Genomic DNA, 15,479 nt, shown 5'->3' on the forward strand with positions numbered 1-15,479 from the left:
GTCCTGCATCCTCATGCCATCCGCTTTTTTTCGTAGAATTCCTGCACCGCTTCAAAAAAGGCGTCGATATTTTCCCATTTGGACAGCGGCGGGATATCACAGCCGGAGGAAATGACAAAGTTAGGATATTTGCAGCAGGCCTCCATAATGGCCCAGGTCTCCTCCCTGATGCTTTCCGGCGTCCCGTTCCGGAACTGTCCCGCTGGATCAACATTTCCCATGGCTATGGTATCTGGCGGGATATGGGTCATCATCTCCGCCATATTGATGGCGTTGCCGAAATGGTAGGCCGCGGCGCCCGTATCCAGTATGGAATCTATCATCTGGATGGTGCTGTTGCCGCAGTTATGATAAATAACAAGGAAATCCTCCGTCTGAAGCGCTTCCACGATCCGTTTGACGTAAGGCGCAGAAAATTCTTCTGCAAGCGCCGGTGAGAGCAGGCCTGCCAGCGGTTCCGCCATTACGATGCCGTCCGCTCCCGCTTCCTTATATGCCTGTCCGTAGGCAATCAGGAATTCCGTCACCTTATCCAGAAGCTGCTGCACCATTTCCGGTTCATCATAACAATAAAACATGATTTCCGTCACATCTAAAAGCCTTCCCGCCAGGGAGTACGGCCCGATAATCCCGGCGAACACGGGTCTGTCTTCTATCATCTTCGCCGCTTTCTTAATGGCGTCAATGTAAATCTGCGTCCTTCCGGCGCCGATTTCCGGCACTGCAAGCGCTTCCACCTCTTCCGGCGTGGATACGACGCTGCTTTTTACCGTCGGCACCTCATCATCGCTTACGGAAATCGGCGCACCGAAGCACTCCGCCTCCACCGAAAGATCCATCAGGCTCACCGCTGCCGCGGCGTCTGTCCTGTCCGCAACCAGCTTCATTCCCTGCGCCTGTCTGTCACTGTCGGAAATCAGTTCCCTTACGCTGATTCCCATCAGCTGCACAGCAGGAAAGGATAAAACGGGGAGCGCCTTTTTTTCCGGCATTTCCCTTAACTGCGCAAGCCATTGCTTCATATTTCTACTCATGAACTCCATCCTCCCGGTTCCCGGCTTTATGAAAAGAACACGGCGCCGAAATAGGTTACCGTATCCTTGCCGTTGATATAGCGCATTCCGCACTGCGCAGCCAGCGTTGAAACGTTGATTCCATAGGCCTCCAGGGAAGACATTGCCTGCTCCGGATGCCTGCACGGATCGCCTGTCTTTTTACCGCAGACGTCACACACCCTGCAGCCGCCGGCCCCAAGATGAAGCGTCTTCTCACAGTCAAGCTGTTCCGTCAGACGCCGCACCTGCTGCGCCAGGTCATTATGCCGTTTTCCGGCCTCCATCATTCCTTCAAAATCGTAGCTGTCTTCCAGCGTTCCCACTGTCTGGTAAACAAGGGCGAGACGATAATCCTTCAGTCTGCCCATGAGGGTTTCCACCTCTCCCACATCGGGCGGGCACATGTAACTCCTGCCGTAATTGCCGCAGGCGTTGGATTCGCACAGCTTGCGGAAGGAAGCATCCGCCTCAATCCGTTCCGTCTCAATAAATTCCGCCCGGTAAGCTCCCAGGCGCAGCACTTCTTCTCTCAATGCTTCTTTTTCCATAGTTCCCCCGCTGTCTGCCGTTTTCCTTAACCTGCCAGGCTCCTGCAGATTTCCACAGCAGCATCCGCAGCGCTTGCCGCATCAGCTGTGTATTTATCAGCGCCGATCTGTTCGCAGAAGGCTTCTGTTACAGGCGCGCCCCCCACCATAATTTTTACATGATCACGGATTCCGGCTTTTTCAGCTTCTTTTACCACATCGCTCATCACTGACATTGTAGTTGTCAGAAGCGCGGAGCAGCAGATGATCTGGCAGTTCTGGGAAACCGCTGTTTCCACATAGGTTTCAGGAGATACGTCCGTTCCCAGATCGATAACCTCCAGGCCTTTGCCTTCCATCATCATTTTTACCAGGTTCTTTCCGATGTCATGCAGGTCACCGCGTACGGTTCCGATGCAGACCCTGCCGGCCGAGGTATTGTCCCCGTCAGCTAACAGAGGCTTAAGCAGGGAAGCTCCCATATTCATGGCGCGGGCCGCCACAAGCACCTCCGGTACAAAAACTTCGTTATTTTTAAATTTTTCCCCGATAATATCCATACCGGACAGAAGTCCCTTCTCCAGGATCTCCTTCGCAGGGATTCCTTCATCAATCGCCTGCTGTACCAGTTCCTTTACTATCTTCGCTTTGCCTCTCTGCAGATTCTGTGAAATTTCCTCCAAGACAGCCATAAAAAAAATCCTCCTTACTGAGTATGACTACATTATTTGCCCTGATTATAGCATCCTCCTTTTCTTTTTCCTTGTAGTTATTCGCCCGTTTTGGTAATTTTCCGACCTGTTTCCTTGACATACCAAAAATTCACGGGCATAATGCAGATAGAGCAATATTGGTGCTATGGATGGATCGAAGGATTACTTTGAATTTATAAAACGATCACTTAAATTTATAGAACGATCACTTAAATTTATAGAACAATTACACGGTATTTTACAAAGGAAGGCTTCTTTAATGGTGCAGGATACGTTTGATCACAAGCTGGCCCAGGAGTGCGCACGGGCTTTTTCGGTGTCCACAGGGCTTGGCTGTACGGTTTCGGATACGGCCGGACATATTTTTTATGAACATGGGAAGGGATGCGGAAGCTGTACGCTGTGCGAGGCGGCGGGGCTTCCCCATGAGAACTGTATCCGCGCCCATAACTATGGAATGACTGAGGCGGAGCGTTTCGGCGGGAAGTATATTTATTTCTGCCCCCTGGGACTGACCTGCTTTGTCTCCCCTATCATCGGCGAGGTGAAAAGTACCGCCAAGATCACCGTGGGGCCGTTTATGATGGTGGATTTCCAGGACTTTATCGACTGTGAACTCACCGACAATCTGCCGCTCACTCAGGAAGCGCGTACGGAGCTGATCCGGCTTCTTAAGGAGGTTCCGCAGATGCCGCCCACAAAAGTGCAGGAGCTGTCTGTTCTTCTTTTTATGGCCGTCGGCTTCATGAATAACGTCTCCGCTGAAAACAGGCTTCTGGAGGCCGAACGTTCCGACCTTCTGCAGGGGCAGATCAGCGCCTATATCTCCGGCCTGAAAAACCAGGACGCCCCGCCCCGCTATCCTTTTGAAAAGGAACGCGCCCTGCTATTGTCAATCTCACACGGGGATCGGGAAAGCTCCCGCAAGCAGCTCAAGGAACTGCTTGCCGCCCTTCTGGCTTCCGGAGGCGGACGGCTGGACTGGATGAAATCCAGGGCTTCGGAGCTTATCGTCATGATTTCCCGGACTGCGGCGGAAAACGGGGCGGATGAAGAAGAGACGATGCTCTTTAACCATATCTGCCAGAAAACCATCCCCTCCCTGGGCAGCTTCAGCGCCCTGAGCAACTGGCTGTACCATACGGTTGACCGTTTTATGGACAGCATCCAGTCCTACCCTGACGCCAAGCATGCCAATATCATACATAAATGCATCCAGCACATAGGGACCAACTATGCGGAGCACCTGACGCTGGAGGATACCGCCCGCGCCGTTTCCCTGTCCCCCGATTATCTGAGCCGCATTTTCAAAGAGGAAACCGGAACCACCTTCAACCGGTATCTGAACAATGTGCGCATCACCAAAGCCAAGGAGCTGATCCGCCGCGGAGAATACCGCCTGACGGACATTTCCCAGATGGTTGGGTATGATGATCAAAGCTATTTTACCAAGGTCTTCCGTCGCATTACCGGCCTTTCCCCAGGGGAATACGGGAAAAAAACGAGGAGGATCCAGGCTCCCGAGAAAGCCTGAATCCCCCTGCTATAATTACTTAACTGTTTGTCGGAATCACTCATCCTTTTTTACGGAACTGCTTATCCGTTTCCACCGGAATCCAGAGCTCGCACCGGTACTGCGGCGACTGCATGTCGCCCTGCGGGTATACCTGGATATCCATGCCGCTAAGCGGCCGGTATTCGCTTCCGGGGAAGAACTCGGAATATACTTTTTTCTGCAGCTCCTGGAATGCGCCGGGCATAGGGCCTGTGCCTTCAAAAACCACCCAGGTGTTTGCCGCGATCCGTTCCACACTCAGCCCTTCCCCCACCGGCTCCCCATGATAGCCTGCGCCTATCGCATAAGTGATTTCTTTCTCCTGTGCATTCTCACTCAGGCACATGCCAATCAGGGCATTTCCAAAAATATCCTCCGCCGCCTGATAGGCAGAAAGCTTATCCAGCGTCTGATCCCGCCTGCATTCCTCCCAGAATGCGGGCAACTGCCTGTTGTTCTCCTCCAAATTATCGGAAAAGTTCCTCTTTCTGACAATAACCTCAATTTCTCCTCTTGTCTCAACCCTGTAATTCATCGTGCTTCCTCCGTCTAAAATAAGTTTTACGGAAAGACGGGAGAAGGAATTCAGCTTTGCCCCGCTCAGCCTGGCCTGTGACGGCGTAATCCCATGAAATCTGGAAAACGCCCTGCCAAAGCTGTCCGGAGAATCGTAGCCATACTTCAACGCCACATCGATCACCCTGCATTTCGTCGAGGCAAGCTCTTTGCCGGCAAGAGTCAGCCTGCGGCAGCGGATATATTCTCCCAGTGTACAGCCGCACAGAATACTGAATACATTCTGGAAATGATATGGCGAGTAATTGGCCTGGCCGGCGACATCCGCATAGCTGATGTCCTCCGTCAGATTATCCTCCAGGTAGTTGATTGCCTTCTGCAGATCGTTTATCCAGTTCATTTTCTCATCTCCCTTCCGTATGTACCCATCATATCGGAGAACTGTGTTTTCTTCCTGACTTTTAATGCGATGGAGTGCAGGATCCATGCCATAACCGGAGACCTGTGACTGGGACGCATTTTCACGGAAGCTTATTATTTCCAGTAACGTTCTACAATTTCTCTTGCAGATCGTGGCTCCTTATCGAACCGTGTTTCCACCTTTTCTACTGTATGCTCAAAGGTAAGGCCCAACTCCTCGCAGATTTCTATTACTACCTGCAGCGCCTGTTCGCGTCCTTTTTCAATCCCCTGTTCGATTCCGTCATTAATCAACATTTCTCCTAGCAGTGTCATTCTTATAACCTCTTTCACCTTAGCTAACTTATTTTTATCCAGAAACTTATCTGCAAAAGTATATAGAACCGCTTGCATTTTTTCCAGCTCCAACTGGGTTATGGGCGCTTCTGCCATATGCAGGATTTTCAGGCTTTTTATAATCCGCTCCCCGATTTCCAGATTCCCTGACATCAGGGGTGTCAGCAGGAGCGGTACAAGATCCGTTTTCGTCAATGCCACGCCTTTTGCCTTCTTTTCTTCGATAGCCTTGAAAAGGCGATCCGCATCCTTTCCCTTCAACCGGATAACTTCAACACGGTAAGTATTAATGCCCGCTTTCAGCTCACAGAGCAGTTCCTTAACATCGGCAGAACAGATAACATAGGTAACTATGTCAACCTTATAGGCTCTGCTGGCAGCTGCTTCATATTCCCGGAAGCGTTTCAGATCCTCCCGGGTGATTTCATCACTTTCAAATTCCAGATGCACCCAGTTACCTTCCTTCATTGCATAATTAAAATCCTGGTAAAACTGTCTGGTCTCCAATTTAACAGTTTCGGTGGGTACAATATATTCCACCTCGCCCCGGATTTCCAGCAACGGAAGAAGTTCCTCCCCAAAATACTGCGCCGCCGTTTTCATGGCCAGATCCTCATGGTGCCAGTTGGTCTTTTCAGCCTGTTCAATGTTTTGCTGTGAAGCCAGGGCCTGTCCCTGCTTTCGCTTTGAAGTTTTTCCTTCTGAAGCTTTTTCTTTTAAAGCTTTTCCTTTCTTCGCTTCTGCTTTTTTCTCGTGTTCTTTCACACAGCCTCTGTTCCGTAAGCTATGTATAAAATCCTGTCTGTCATTCAATTATAGCTGTTAATTCGACACCGGGCAACCGTATTCTACATTTTTGTCTAATATTTTTGCTGTAATGGTTAAACATGGACTTACTGAATTTTCCAATTTGTCTTATGGGATTACTTTGATTTATAAATGGAATCTTGTGTCCGATTGGACAGAAAAAAACGGATGAATTCGGCACTATACCAGAAGCAGAGCCGTAAATGCAGATGGAAATCGTTTACACAAAAAAGAGGGTTTTCAACCGAAAGTGTGAATTGAAAATCCTCTTTTTTATTCCGTCTGTTTTTTCACAGCCCCTTTTCCAATAATGGCGTCCTATTTTTTGACTACAGGAATCCAAACTTCGCAGCGATAATCGGAGGCCGAATTATCCCCCTCAAAATACACTTCAAGGTCGGGGGTTCCCGCATGGCTGTAGATACCCTGAGGCAAAAACTCAGAATAAATCCTCTGCCATACATTTTGAATCGCCTCCGGCATTGGACCCACGGACTCAAAGATTGCCCATGTCGATTTGGGAATTATCAGCTCGCTCATACCGTCAGGCACTGCGGCCGTTGTCTCAATACCGATCATGTAATTAAATGTTCCATCGTTATTCATGTTGCAGCATATACCAATCAGCGGCTTGCCCGGAGATGTTTTGCAGAGTTTTTCCGCTGTGCCGTTTTCATAACACTCTCCCCAAAAGTCCGGTATCGGATTATTTTCCTGCGATGCTTTAATGACAACTCCTACGGTGCGAATGTCCTCTTTTTCCTCAATACGATAATTCATTTCCGTTACTCCTTTTACAAGTAGTGTAAAGGTCAGACGTGGATATGCTTTTAAACTGACGCCATTCTCTTTTACTGCCGCAGGGTTGATGCCGTGCATTCGTTTAAAGGCCACGGTAAACGCATCGGCAGTTTCGTATCCATATTTCATCGCAACATCCACCACCTTACAGTCAGATACTTGAAGATCATACGCTGCAAGTGTCAATTTTCTACGCCGAATATACTCTGAAAGCGGAATACCGATGATTTTAGGGAAAATTCGCTGAAATAATCCCGCCGGGCATGCGGTTATGCGTCCAATCTCATCTAAGTCTATTTCATCTGTCAGATGAGATTCAATATAGTCAAGTGCCTCATTCATCTGTGTCAGCCAATCCATATCTCCCGTCCTCCTTCCATATTCAGTCTATCGTATCGCAGCATAATACGCTCGTTAATTCATGCTCATTATTTGACGAAAAACGTGTCCCTTTGCCAGCCCCCTTTAAGCTCAGTCTCAAATATCTATAACATGGCATGCTTTTTTCAACGTTTCAAGCAATTCTGTCAGATAGTCCGCAATTTCATAGGCCTCCACATGCTGCTGCCTTCTGTAGGATGCAATCCTGGCAGTAGGCGGATAAGCCATGGGGACTAATTCCCCTGCCTCCAACAGATTGGCAATATATTCACAGGCTTCCAGCAGATTTTCCACATCGTTACTGTGATCAAATCCCTGATTCTGCCTTGCGGCATGCAGGGTTCTTTGCGCCAGTATGCAGGCTCTCCTCACATAATCCTCCTGATTCACATCAGAACGGACGGCACTCTCGCCCCTGTTGCGGAAAAAGCCGGAGATAGCGGAAACAATGGAAGGATCCCGGATCGTGCCATCCGGATAAACCACCCCATGTACGCGCGACCACATATCTTTTCCAATCATCAGTTCAAACAGATACCAGCCAGTCTGATATTCGTTGTGAAGCTCAATAGACATATCATAGGGGTTAGCTCTTGCAAGACAGCACATTTCGTTATCGAGTACGGGCTTGCCATATTTTTCTCCCATTTTTTTCGCATACTCCAGTGCTTCACGTAAACGCTTACGGGTTGAGGAATAATCATGGAACACAATTACATCGACCAGCTCAGCTGTTTTGCTGGCCTCTGTTTCGTAAATAAAAATATTGCCGACGCCGATATCATGATCCGGATCCTTACTTTTCACATATTTGCAGAAATGCCGGACGATTTCCCAGGTTTTTTCCTGCCTGTAACGGAGTGTCTCCATATCGGGACGTTCCTGATAATCCTGTACATAAACAGGTTCCTCGTCATACCATGTTACAAAGTTGTCCGTATAACCGGGCTCATTTGCAATATCCCAGAACAGAAGTCCTTCCTCCTGACCGATTGCCTCGTAAAGTGCGTCAAAGTACCTCTCGCCGATTTGCCAGCTGGCGGGATCCTCCAGCGTTTTATAAATCGGCCTTAACCCTGCTTCTAACATAAATCCACCCGGCGGGAGCTCATCCTCCCGGAACCGGAACCCCATAAAAATAATAGGGTTTGTAGAAATGCCATGTTTCCATGCCGTCTGTACAAAATCCTTTACGTTGGCAAGGAACCTGTCGGGATTTTCCTTGTAAAAATCATAGCTGAGAAAAATCCGGGCGCTGTTTAGATGAAGCCTCTCAGCATACCCCATATCCCTATCCACGATATCATGATGGTAATTAGCCCAAAAATCCCTGTCATTCACAGCATCCGGCTGTGTATAGTTGAACCCACGCAGTTTCTGATAATCAACTGTCTTTTTCATCATAGCTCCTGTCCGTGCACCTTATGCACTCATACAATCGTACAATCAAAGTTACATACGCTTCATCATCCCTTGACTCCACCAAGTGTAATACCTTTCACGAAATATTTGTAATAGTCTTCTTTCAGGATAGCATAATGCAATCTGTCATGCATCTCTCCGTTAAGATACTTAACTTTTCGTTCAATACCTTCCAGGCATAACCCATTTTTTTCAAGCATTCTCTGTGCCCCTGTGTTAATATCCAAAGTATTCGCATATATGCGCTCCATGCCCAGATAAGTAAAACCATAATCAAGCATCAGCCTTACTGCCTCTCCTCCATATCCCTTAGAACGGTTAACTATCTTGGCAATTCCTATGCCAATAGAACAATTTCTGTTAATTCGGTCAATATCCTGAAGTGCGATATCTCCAATCACAATATCATTAGCAAGAAAAATCCCGAGTCTTACATTTGTATTTCCCTGTAGATTTTGAATCTCATCAAACCATTTCTCTGCCTTTTCATCGGAATGCCCTATATTAAACTCTTCCGTCGGATTATTAAAATCATACTCATAGTCATTCCATAAGGTTTTACAATCTTTGCGCTCAAGCATTTTGAGATAGATATTATCTCCTTGTATTCTCATAAGGCCTCTCCTATTCCAAGCTGTTCCTCCAGGAACACTACCTGTCCTGTTTCTTCATCATATCCTTCGTAATAACCTCTACATGAGGCTTTCCGGCAAGGATCCCCTTCAACACCTTCAGAATCCATGTGCCGCATGATCACGGGGAATCCATTTCACTCATTATTTACCCACGGATTTTTTTACTGCCCATAGAATGGCTCTGCCGGTTGTCTCTCCTATTGGATTTCCAGCATAGTCTCCATACTCTTTTTCTATGGCAAAGCCAGCAGAATCCAGCCAGTCATGCAGCTGTTCCAACTGTATATAATGCTTCTTAGAAGGAATCTTCCTTTCTAATCTTCTTCCGTCCTTCAGTATCAAGTCAAAATTACGGACAAACGAAAGCATTCCTGTAGATTCCTCAAAGCTTTGTTCCGTCAGGAACATTTTCCCTGAATTGCCTTCGCTGTCGGTTCCCTCCCAGATTACCATTTCACCGGATGACCGGAACAACAGCCCGGGATGCATTGAAAACTGATAGTCGATATAAATATGGCCTCCCGGATCCAGCGCTCCTGCAGCCCTCCGAATCATCTGCTGCTGCGCCTGAGCATAGTCTGTCTCCGACATTATATTAAACAGAATATTTCCTGCAAGAACTACAACATCAAATCCGCTCCCCCAAGCATCTTCTACTGCATCAGCCTTATACCAGACAATATTATCAAGTCCTTCTGCCTTTGCCCCTATTTTTTCAAGAAGGCAATCGTCAATATCAAAACCTGTTACAGCATGTCCTGCCTGCGCCAGCGGTACAAGGATACGCCCGCCTCCACAGGCTGCCTCCAATACTCTCACAGGCTTTGAACCAATCACAGACAGCAGAAAGTCCACGTCATCTGTCTCTGTCTCATATTTTTCATACATTTCCGCATTCCATGCTGCAATTATTTTTTCTTCATTACACACAATTGCATCCTCCGAATACAAACAGAAGGCTCCGGAAATAACCGCCTTCCGCGCCCTAATTTCCCTGTACCATAATTTCCTCCAGCCTTCGGCCGCAGGAAACCCAAAACTCCTGAAAATTCTTCTCCAAATAAAGCCGCAGCTCCTGTGCGGTCCTGTCAGCCTGTGCAAACTGGCATTCCGTAATCACGCCCTGCTCCAGCGCCGCTTCAAGTTCATCCCTGTCCTCCTCCTTAACTTCACCCTCCGGCGATACCAGTAAATCAAGGAATAAATCACTGACGAAAAACATCCCGTCTTCATCAACACCTATACCGTCAATAATATCAATATACCAAAGCACCGGCCTGTATTCCTGATTCATATATACGGTTACAGCATATTTTCCGTTTTCCGGAACAATAATGAGCCATTTCATGCCGTCGTCACATACGGTCAGACTTTCCTGCCCCCAGCTCCAGACCTGCTTTTCCTTCACCCTTTCGATATCAATCAGAGCCAGAAAGCCTGAAAAATCCGGGTTCTTTATCCTTTTCTGACGGTAGCTCTTTCTCTCTATGCATTTCCATTCATCATAGATTAATCTGACATGCTTTATTTCCAGCTTCTTCATGGCATTTCTCTTTTCCCGTAAAAATACAATCCCCTTCCGGCATATACCAAAATGGCGGCGTCATTCCACCGCCTGTATTCTCTTCACATACAATTCCATATATTCTTTCATCCTGCAAAACTGCTCTCTCGTCACAGGGTTCTCGGATTCGAAAGCCATCAGCTTCGAAAGATATCCCTGCTCCAGCACAATCCGCAGGCTCTCAGGGAAAACCAACTCATACACCAGTGAAATATGACCGGCCAGATGATCCGCCGCCGTCCTTTTCAGGGTACGCAGTATGGCATGCTCTTCAAAAAAAGCTGTCATCACAGCTTCAGAAACCATACAGTTTTTCAGCTCCCTGGTGGAAACATTATAGATTTCCTCCGGGGGAAAATCCACGTTCACCTTCAGAATATCGATTTTATCCGCATCCCGCAGGATATGGCAAAACCTCTGCGTCCTTTCATCCAGCCCCTCCGGGATACGGTAAGCGTTGTGGACGCCGACCACGGTACGAAGGAGCCCATCCTCGCGGGAATCCTCCGTATAATCCCTGATTTTCCCCTCATCAAAAAGAATCTGCGCCCCATACACCGCATGGTCAATGGATTCAGCATCTATAAAGGTTCCGTAATTTCTCAGCTGCTCAAACCGCCCCACGTCATGCAGCAGCCCGGTAAACCAGGCCAAATCCCGCTCGTCTTCCGCCATGCCCAGCGAAGCCGCTATTTTTTCACATAACACCGCCACGCGGAAGGTATGTTCTATCTTCAGCCTGACCTTATCATCCTGCGCATTATAGGCGCTCACATAATCCCGAAAGACTTTTTCCGCTTTAATTCTGTCAATTTTCATAATAATCGATCCTTTCCCTCACCTTTAGAAACAGGAGATTGCTGACCTTCTCCGTAACCCGGATTTCATCAGCATTGATTTTCAGATTGTAGACCATTATTGCATCACTGTCAAATCTTGCGGCAATCTTCTTGTGCAACATCACGCTCAAATCCTGCCGCAATTTTCTTGTTCAATCCCCTCCAGGCTCAGGTGCATTTTTGTTTTTTGAGAAGCATATACCTCCCACATACTGTAATCAAATACTTTTCCTATTGTAAAAAGCAATTACACGGTTAAAACAGGCTTTAAAGCCAAGGCGTGTATAAACCCCGACGCCGTCCTCTTCTGCGCGAAGCGAAACCGTCCGGATGCCTTTTTCCTGCAAATCTGCCAGCGCCTTCCTGATAAGACAGGATGCAAAGCCTCTGCAACGGTAATCCTTTAAAGTCGCAGCCATTTCCAATATAGCGGTATCACCATCTGAGATTGTCATGCAGGTGCTCACCGGCCTGCCCTCCGAAAAACCAAGATAAAAACTGGTATTATCAAGCCTCAGTACATCGCCAAACTGCTCTGTCGTAACAAGCTCCCCTTCAAAAAGGTTCTTATTTATAATATCCAGCCAGCTTTTCAGTTCCGCCATCTTAGTTACCTCAGATATGGTGTACTGATTAATGAGATATCTATTTTCCCTAAAATTATCCAGATACAGCAGTATGCAGGGAGGTTGTTCATTTACTACAAATCCTCTGTTTGCCAGTATTTCCGCCAGATTAGAGGGTCTTGTCATCGGAGTAATCAGTATGGAATCGGGAAGAATACCTGCCTTTATCAAAGATATCATCTTCGGTATTTCAAGCTCCTGATTTTCTTTCATATCCACCGAATAAATCCGCTCAAAGCCGCTGTCTCCTTCTGCCTTCAGATAACTGACAGGCCCCGTTATAAGTCTCTCCCCACGCATTCTTCCCCAGGTGGTCCAGGATATTTCTATCCCCTTTACGATCATTCCCGCTTCAAATTCTGCCGCCCCGCCCGCATCATTCTGCAGATGATTTTTTTCTTCCATTCTGTAATACCTCCCCTTTTTCATCCAGTATAACAAACAGGCGTGACAACAGTATGTCAGGTTTTAATATTTTTAAGGTTCCTCAGGAGCCATGAACGAATATGCCTGATAGGTACAATCCAGCCGGTACCCCATTTTTTCCGCCAGGCTGCGTGACGCCGGATTCTGTGCATCCCAGTGTACGTCAAGCCCTCTCGCCTTACAGTCCAGAAGCATTGCAGAGGCACAGGCAATTCCCAACCCCTTTCTCCTATGTTCTTTTGCAGTTACAATATCCAGCTCCAACTGGTTTTCCCAGGAAAGAAAAGAGGAGGCGGACGAAACAATCTGGCCCTGATACCAAACTACCGCACCGGATGCATTCCTTTGAAAATCTTCATAGGATGAATAGGTGCTTGCATGCATAAAGGGTTTTTGTTCAAATACAGTCCGGTCAAACATGGTCAATCTGTATTCATGTGGCAGCATTTCCATGTATCTGCAAAGCACTTTTTCATCCGTACTGCCCGGTTCATATTTCATCTGATACCGCGTTACATGCACCATTCCCGGGTAAGATGTCAGTAGTGCTTCCTCCCATTGGCGCGTCATGCAGATAAACATCCGGTTGTTCCATCTGTTCTTCAACTCAGAAAGGATACCCTCCTCTGCTTCTCCCAGCAGATAGATAAATCCAGCTTCACAAACACAGCTCCTCCCATATTCAAATATAGTTCCGAACTTTCCGTCCAGGCAGGCCTGGAGCAGCAAGGGCTGATTTACAAGCATAGTATTACCTCTGTTTTCTTTTCAATATTTCGTATCAAAGATTTAAAAATGGCGGCCTATGTGAGAAATTACACATCTACTGTTATCCTGCATCTAAATCTCTGCTAATGTCCCCGCAGATCCCACGTTACAAACGGCTTCACCCCATCTCCCCAGGAATAAACAATATAAAAATTTCCAGGCACATCTTCATACTGGCTGAACCTTAATTCATCGTAATAATCCAAAAAATCAAGCCCCGGCTCCTTTTGGCTCACCACATTGCATTCCCATTCCGTCCTGCGATATTGTGAGTAAAAAGTTTCCAGCTCATAAAGCGTCAGTTCACTCCGAAGCAGGATGGCTCCAAAATACTGCATGCCGTTCCCATTCCCGGTTAATTTGTCCGCTCTGGAAACAGAAGCAGCAAGCTCCGTATCCGGCGGCAGCGGCAGGCTTTTCAAGTGGTTCTCCACTCCCTTTGCCGTCAGGTTATTTACCACGGGAATGGAAATGATGAACAGGCAAATCATTGTAAACATACAATAGAAAGCTATTTTTAAAACTTTTCCCAATTTCTTCATATAGCATTGCATTTCCTCCTTAGTTCCGCCAGGGCGCCCATGGAATTTACGTCTTATACCAAAGGAAGCATGATTTCCGTAGCAAATGCGCCTTCCTCCGTCTGCCGGTTCAGGTAGCCGCCGTATTTTTCCACGATCCGATCCACCTGCTGCAAACCGAAGCCCTGCCGCCTGTCGCCTCTTTTACTGCTCACAAAGCGGGCTCCCTGCCGCCTTGCAGTTCCCTCCATGCCATTCATGATTGAAATGTACAGCTGATTCTGCAGGGTATCAATATAAATGCGGATAAAGCGATTTTCCTCCTCTTTTACCGCATCACAGGCCTCAATTGCATTATCCAGCAGATTTCCCACCAGAACACACAAATCCATATCCGATGTCTTCATCTGCTCAGGCACATGGACCGTTACATCCGTATGGATGTTCCGGCTTTTCATTAAGCCCAGCTTGCTGTTTAAAATGGCATCCGCCATGAGATTTCCCGTCTTTATCACCTGATCCACCTGAGAAAGGCTTTCATCCAGCTGTCCCAGATAAACCATCAGCTCGTCATATTTTTCCAGCTGTGCATATGCCTTCATAGCCTGAATATGATTATGATAATCATGCCTCCAGCCGCGCATGGTACGGTACATACTTTCCACTTCGGCATAATGCTGGTCAACAAGATCGCTCTGGAAGCATTCTATTCTGCGATCCACATATCCTGGGATCCATAAAAAAAGAAGCGCGGCATTGCCTGCCAGAAGGCAAATGCAAATTCCTATTATCCATGCGGCCATTCATTTCCTCCTCTGCTGAAAAAACGGATAAAGGCCTGATTCAAATCATGGTACATCCTCCTGCTCACCGGTATCCTGCCCCCATCGGCCAAAACCGCAGCATCCTTTTCGATGCCCGTCACCTGTGCAATATTTACCATGTAGGAACGGTGACAGCGAAACAGCGGCAGCCCAAATTCCTTTGCCTGCTTTTCCAGCTCTGAAATTCCCGTCTTTACTTCAATGCCCCCTTTTACCGTATGCAGCTCACAGTTATGGGCAAACGCTTCTATGAACGTAATCTCCTTAACAGCCACTCTTTTTCTTCCTTCTCCGGTTTCCGCCACAAGACATTCCGGTGTTTTCCGTTTCCGCAGACAGAACCGGTCCAGCGCTTCCCACAGCTTTTCTTCCTTTACCGGCTTCAGCAGATAACGAAAGGCTTCCACCTCATACCCTTCTGCCATATACTCCTCATATCCGGTAATAAACAGGAGGCAGGTTTCATCCCCCGCTTCCCTGAGCTGCCTGGCAATACTCATGCCGTCAATTCCCGGCATCTGGATATCCAGAAGCACAACGTCATAGGAATTTTCCTCCCGGGATTTCAGCAGCTCTTCCCCATTGGAAAAAGGAAACAGAGCCGCCGTGCGCCCTCTTTCCTTTGCCCATGCCTCAATATAGCTTTCCATCAAATCCCTGTATATTTTCTCGTCATCGCATATCGCTATCTTCAATGAAACGCCTCCCTGAACAGACCTGTAACCAAGTCTGCTTTTATTGTA

The 15,479-nt window shown here is 47.5% G+C and carries 18 protein-coding genes; 1 reads left to right on the forward strand and 17 read right to left on the reverse strand.

Translation table 11 applies throughout. The features are described from left to right. Window positions 1–11: 11 nt before the first annotated feature. Genes HMPREF1548_RS06440 through HMPREF1548_RS06450 form a run of 3 tightly spaced genes read right to left on the reverse strand, consistent with a single transcriptional unit; the run spans window position 12 to window position 2,274 of the window. The gene (locus tag HMPREF1548_RS06440) at window positions 12–1,034 is read right to left on the reverse strand and encodes a uroporphyrinogen decarboxylase family protein (RefSeq protein WP_035321286.1); all 1,023 of its coding nucleotides are present in this window, start codon (window positions 1,032–1,034) and stop codon (window positions 12–14) included. Between the two features lie 26 nt (window positions 1,035–1,060). Then, complete coding sequence (locus tag HMPREF1548_RS06445) at window positions 1,061–1,603, reverse strand: DUF2284 domain-containing protein (protein ID WP_021635071.1); 543 nt, start codon at window positions 1,601–1,603, stop codon at window positions 1,061–1,063. 26 nt (window positions 1,604–1,629) lie between these two features. After that, entirely contained in the window at window positions 1,630–2,274 is a 645-nt protein-coding gene (locus HMPREF1548_RS06450; protein WP_021635072.1) for a cobalamin B12-binding domain-containing protein, read from the reverse strand. Window positions 2,275–2,554: 280 nt separating this feature from the next. Here HMPREF1548_RS06450 and HMPREF1548_RS06455 point away from each other — a divergent pair, with 280 nt between their 5' ends. After that, window positions 2,555–3,829, forward strand: a complete 1,275-nt coding sequence (locus tag HMPREF1548_RS06455) for a helix-turn-helix domain-containing protein (protein WP_035321288.1) — start codon at window positions 2,555–2,557, stop codon at window positions 3,827–3,829. A 40-nt stretch (window positions 3,830–3,869) separates the two neighbouring features. Here the strand turns inward: HMPREF1548_RS06455 and HMPREF1548_RS06460 are convergent, their stop codons facing one another. The 14 genes from HMPREF1548_RS06460 to HMPREF1548_RS06520 all read right to left on the reverse strand — a co-directional run bounded on the left by HMPREF1548_RS06460 (window position 3,870) and on the right by HMPREF1548_RS06520 (window position 15,431). Continuing rightward, complete coding sequence (locus tag HMPREF1548_RS06460; protein ID WP_035321289.1) at window positions 3,870–4,766, reverse strand: AraC family transcriptional regulator; 897 nt, start codon at window positions 4,764–4,766, stop codon at window positions 3,870–3,872. A 134-nt stretch (window positions 4,767–4,900) separates the two neighbouring features. Then, window positions 4,901–5,887 carry a hypothetical protein gene (locus HMPREF1548_RS06465; protein ID WP_021635075.1) on the reverse strand — a complete coding sequence of 329 codons (987 nt, stop codon included), beginning with the start codon at window positions 5,885–5,887 and terminating at the stop codon, window positions 4,901–4,903. Between the two features lie 360 nt (window positions 5,888–6,247). After that, window positions 6,248–7,090: an AraC family transcriptional regulator gene (locus HMPREF1548_RS06470; protein WP_021635077.1), complete on the reverse strand. Its 843-nt coding sequence runs from the start codon at window positions 7,088–7,090 to the stop codon at window positions 6,248–6,250. A gap of 117 nt (window positions 7,091–7,207) precedes the next feature. Beyond that, window positions 7,208–8,512: a glycoside hydrolase 5 family protein gene (locus HMPREF1548_RS06475; RefSeq protein WP_035321292.1), complete on the reverse strand. Its 1,305-nt coding sequence runs from the start codon at window positions 8,510–8,512 to the stop codon at window positions 7,208–7,210. A gap of 65 nt (window positions 8,513–8,577) precedes the next feature. Further along, complete coding sequence (locus HMPREF1548_RS06480) at window positions 8,578–9,147, reverse strand: GNAT family N-acetyltransferase (protein WP_021635079.1); 570 nt, start codon at window positions 9,145–9,147, stop codon at window positions 8,578–8,580. Between the two features lie 162 nt (window positions 9,148–9,309). Continuing rightward, entirely contained in the window at window positions 9,310–10,098 is a 789-nt protein-coding gene (locus HMPREF1548_RS06485; protein WP_055725874.1) for a class I SAM-dependent methyltransferase, read from the reverse strand. A 55-nt stretch (window positions 10,099–10,153) separates the two neighbouring features. After that, window positions 10,154–10,711 (reverse strand): ribonuclease FAU-1 family protein, encoded by a 558-nt coding sequence (locus HMPREF1548_RS06490; protein WP_021635082.1) that lies wholly within the window; start codon window positions 10,709–10,711, stop codon window positions 10,154–10,156. Between the two features lie 60 nt (window positions 10,712–10,771). Further along, window positions 10,772–11,551 carry an HD domain-containing protein gene (locus HMPREF1548_RS06495; RefSeq protein WP_021635083.1) on the reverse strand — a complete coding sequence of 260 codons (780 nt, stop codon included), beginning with the start codon at window positions 11,549–11,551 and terminating at the stop codon, window positions 10,772–10,774. After that, window positions 11,541–11,693: a hypothetical protein gene (locus HMPREF1548_RS29385; RefSeq protein WP_021635084.1), complete on the reverse strand. Its 153-nt coding sequence runs from the start codon at window positions 11,691–11,693 to the stop codon at window positions 11,541–11,543. The genes HMPREF1548_RS06495 and HMPREF1548_RS29385 overlap by 11 nt, the downstream gene beginning before the upstream one ends. Window positions 11,694–11,789: 96 nt before the next feature. Then, window positions 11,790–12,602, reverse strand: a complete 813-nt coding sequence (locus tag HMPREF1548_RS06500; RefSeq protein WP_035321293.1) for a GNAT family N-acetyltransferase — start codon at window positions 12,600–12,602, stop codon at window positions 11,790–11,792. Window positions 12,603–12,674: 72 nt separating this feature from the next. Continuing rightward, the gene (locus tag HMPREF1548_RS06505; RefSeq protein WP_021635087.1) at window positions 12,675–13,370 is read right to left on the reverse strand and encodes a GNAT family N-acetyltransferase; all 696 of its coding nucleotides are present in this window, start codon (window positions 13,368–13,370) and stop codon (window positions 12,675–12,677) included. A gap of 104 nt (window positions 13,371–13,474) precedes the next feature. Beyond that, complete coding sequence (locus HMPREF1548_RS06510) at window positions 13,475–13,933, reverse strand: hypothetical protein (protein ID WP_021635088.1); 459 nt, start codon at window positions 13,931–13,933, stop codon at window positions 13,475–13,477. A gap of 53 nt (window positions 13,934–13,986) precedes the next feature. Continuing rightward, window positions 13,987–14,715, reverse strand: a complete 729-nt coding sequence (locus HMPREF1548_RS06515; protein WP_021635089.1) for a sensor histidine kinase — start codon at window positions 14,713–14,715, stop codon at window positions 13,987–13,989. Then, window positions 14,700–15,431: a LytR/AlgR family response regulator transcription factor gene (locus HMPREF1548_RS06520; RefSeq protein WP_021635090.1), complete on the reverse strand. Its 732-nt coding sequence runs from the start codon at window positions 15,429–15,431 to the stop codon at window positions 14,700–14,702. Before HMPREF1548_RS06520 ends, HMPREF1548_RS06515 begins: the two co-directional genes overlap by 16 nt. Between the last annotated feature and the right edge of the window lie 48 nt (window positions 15,432–15,479).

The sequence above is a fragment of the Clostridium sp. KLE 1755 genome, assembly GCF_000466465.2.
In the GTDB taxonomy this organism is placed as follows: Bacteria; Bacillota; Clostridia; order Lachnospirales; family Lachnospiraceae; genus Eisenbergiella; species Eisenbergiella porci.

Excerpts from the sequence above, each read along its gene's own strand:
- HMPREF1548_RS06475 (WP_035321292.1), bottom strand. The coding sequence starts at position 8,512 with ATGAAAAAGACAGTTGATTATCAGAAACTGCGTGGGTTCAACTATACA.
- HMPREF1548_RS06470 (WP_021635077.1), bottom strand. The coding sequence starts at position 7,090 with ATGGATTGGCTGACACAGATGAATGAGGCACTTGACTATATTGAATCT.
- HMPREF1548_RS06455 (WP_035321288.1), top strand. The coding sequence starts at position 2,555 with ATGGTGCAGGATACGTTTGATCACAAGCTGGCCCAGGAGTGCGCACGG.
- HMPREF1548_RS06495 (WP_021635083.1), bottom strand. The coding sequence starts at position 11,551 with ATGAAAATTGACAGAATTAAAGCGGAAAAAGTCTTTCGGGATTATGTG.
- HMPREF1548_RS06510 (WP_021635088.1), bottom strand. The coding sequence starts at position 13,933 with ATGAAGAAATTGGGAAAAGTTTTAAAAATAGCTTTCTATTGTATGTTT.
- HMPREF1548_RS06450 (WP_021635072.1), bottom strand. The coding sequence starts at position 2,274 with ATGGCTGTCTTGGAGGAAATTTCACAGAATCTGCAGAGAGGCAAAGCG.
- HMPREF1548_RS06440 (WP_035321286.1), bottom strand. The coding sequence starts at position 1,034 with ATGAGTAGAAATATGAAGCAATGGCTTGCGCAGTTAAGGGAAATGCCG.
- HMPREF1548_RS06480 (WP_021635079.1), bottom strand. The coding sequence starts at position 9,147 with ATGAGAATACAAGGAGATAATATCTATCTCAAAATGCTTGAGCGCAAA.
- HMPREF1548_RS06515 (WP_021635089.1), bottom strand. The coding sequence starts at position 14,715 with ATGGCCGCATGGATAATAGGAATTTGCATTTGCCTTCTGGCAGGCAAT.
- HMPREF1548_RS06445 (WP_021635071.1), bottom strand. The coding sequence starts at position 1,603 with ATGGAAAAAGAAGCATTGAGAGAAGAAGTGCTGCGCCTGGGAGCTTAC.
- HMPREF1548_RS29385 (WP_021635084.1), bottom strand. The coding sequence starts at position 11,693 with ATGTTGCACAAGAAGATTGCCGCAAGATTTGACAGTGATGCAATAATG.
- HMPREF1548_RS06500 (WP_035321293.1), bottom strand. The coding sequence starts at position 12,602 with ATGGAAGAAAAAAATCATCTGCAGAATGATGCGGGCGGGGCGGCAGAA.
- HMPREF1548_RS06505 (WP_021635087.1), bottom strand. The coding sequence starts at position 13,370 with ATGCTTGTAAATCAGCCCTTGCTGCTCCAGGCCTGCCTGGACGGAAAG.
- HMPREF1548_RS06490 (WP_021635082.1), bottom strand. The coding sequence starts at position 10,711 with ATGAAGAAGCTGGAAATAAAGCATGTCAGATTAATCTATGATGAATGG.
- HMPREF1548_RS06460 (WP_035321289.1), bottom strand. The coding sequence starts at position 4,766 with ATGAACTGGATAAACGATCTGCAGAAGGCAATCAACTACCTGGAGGAT.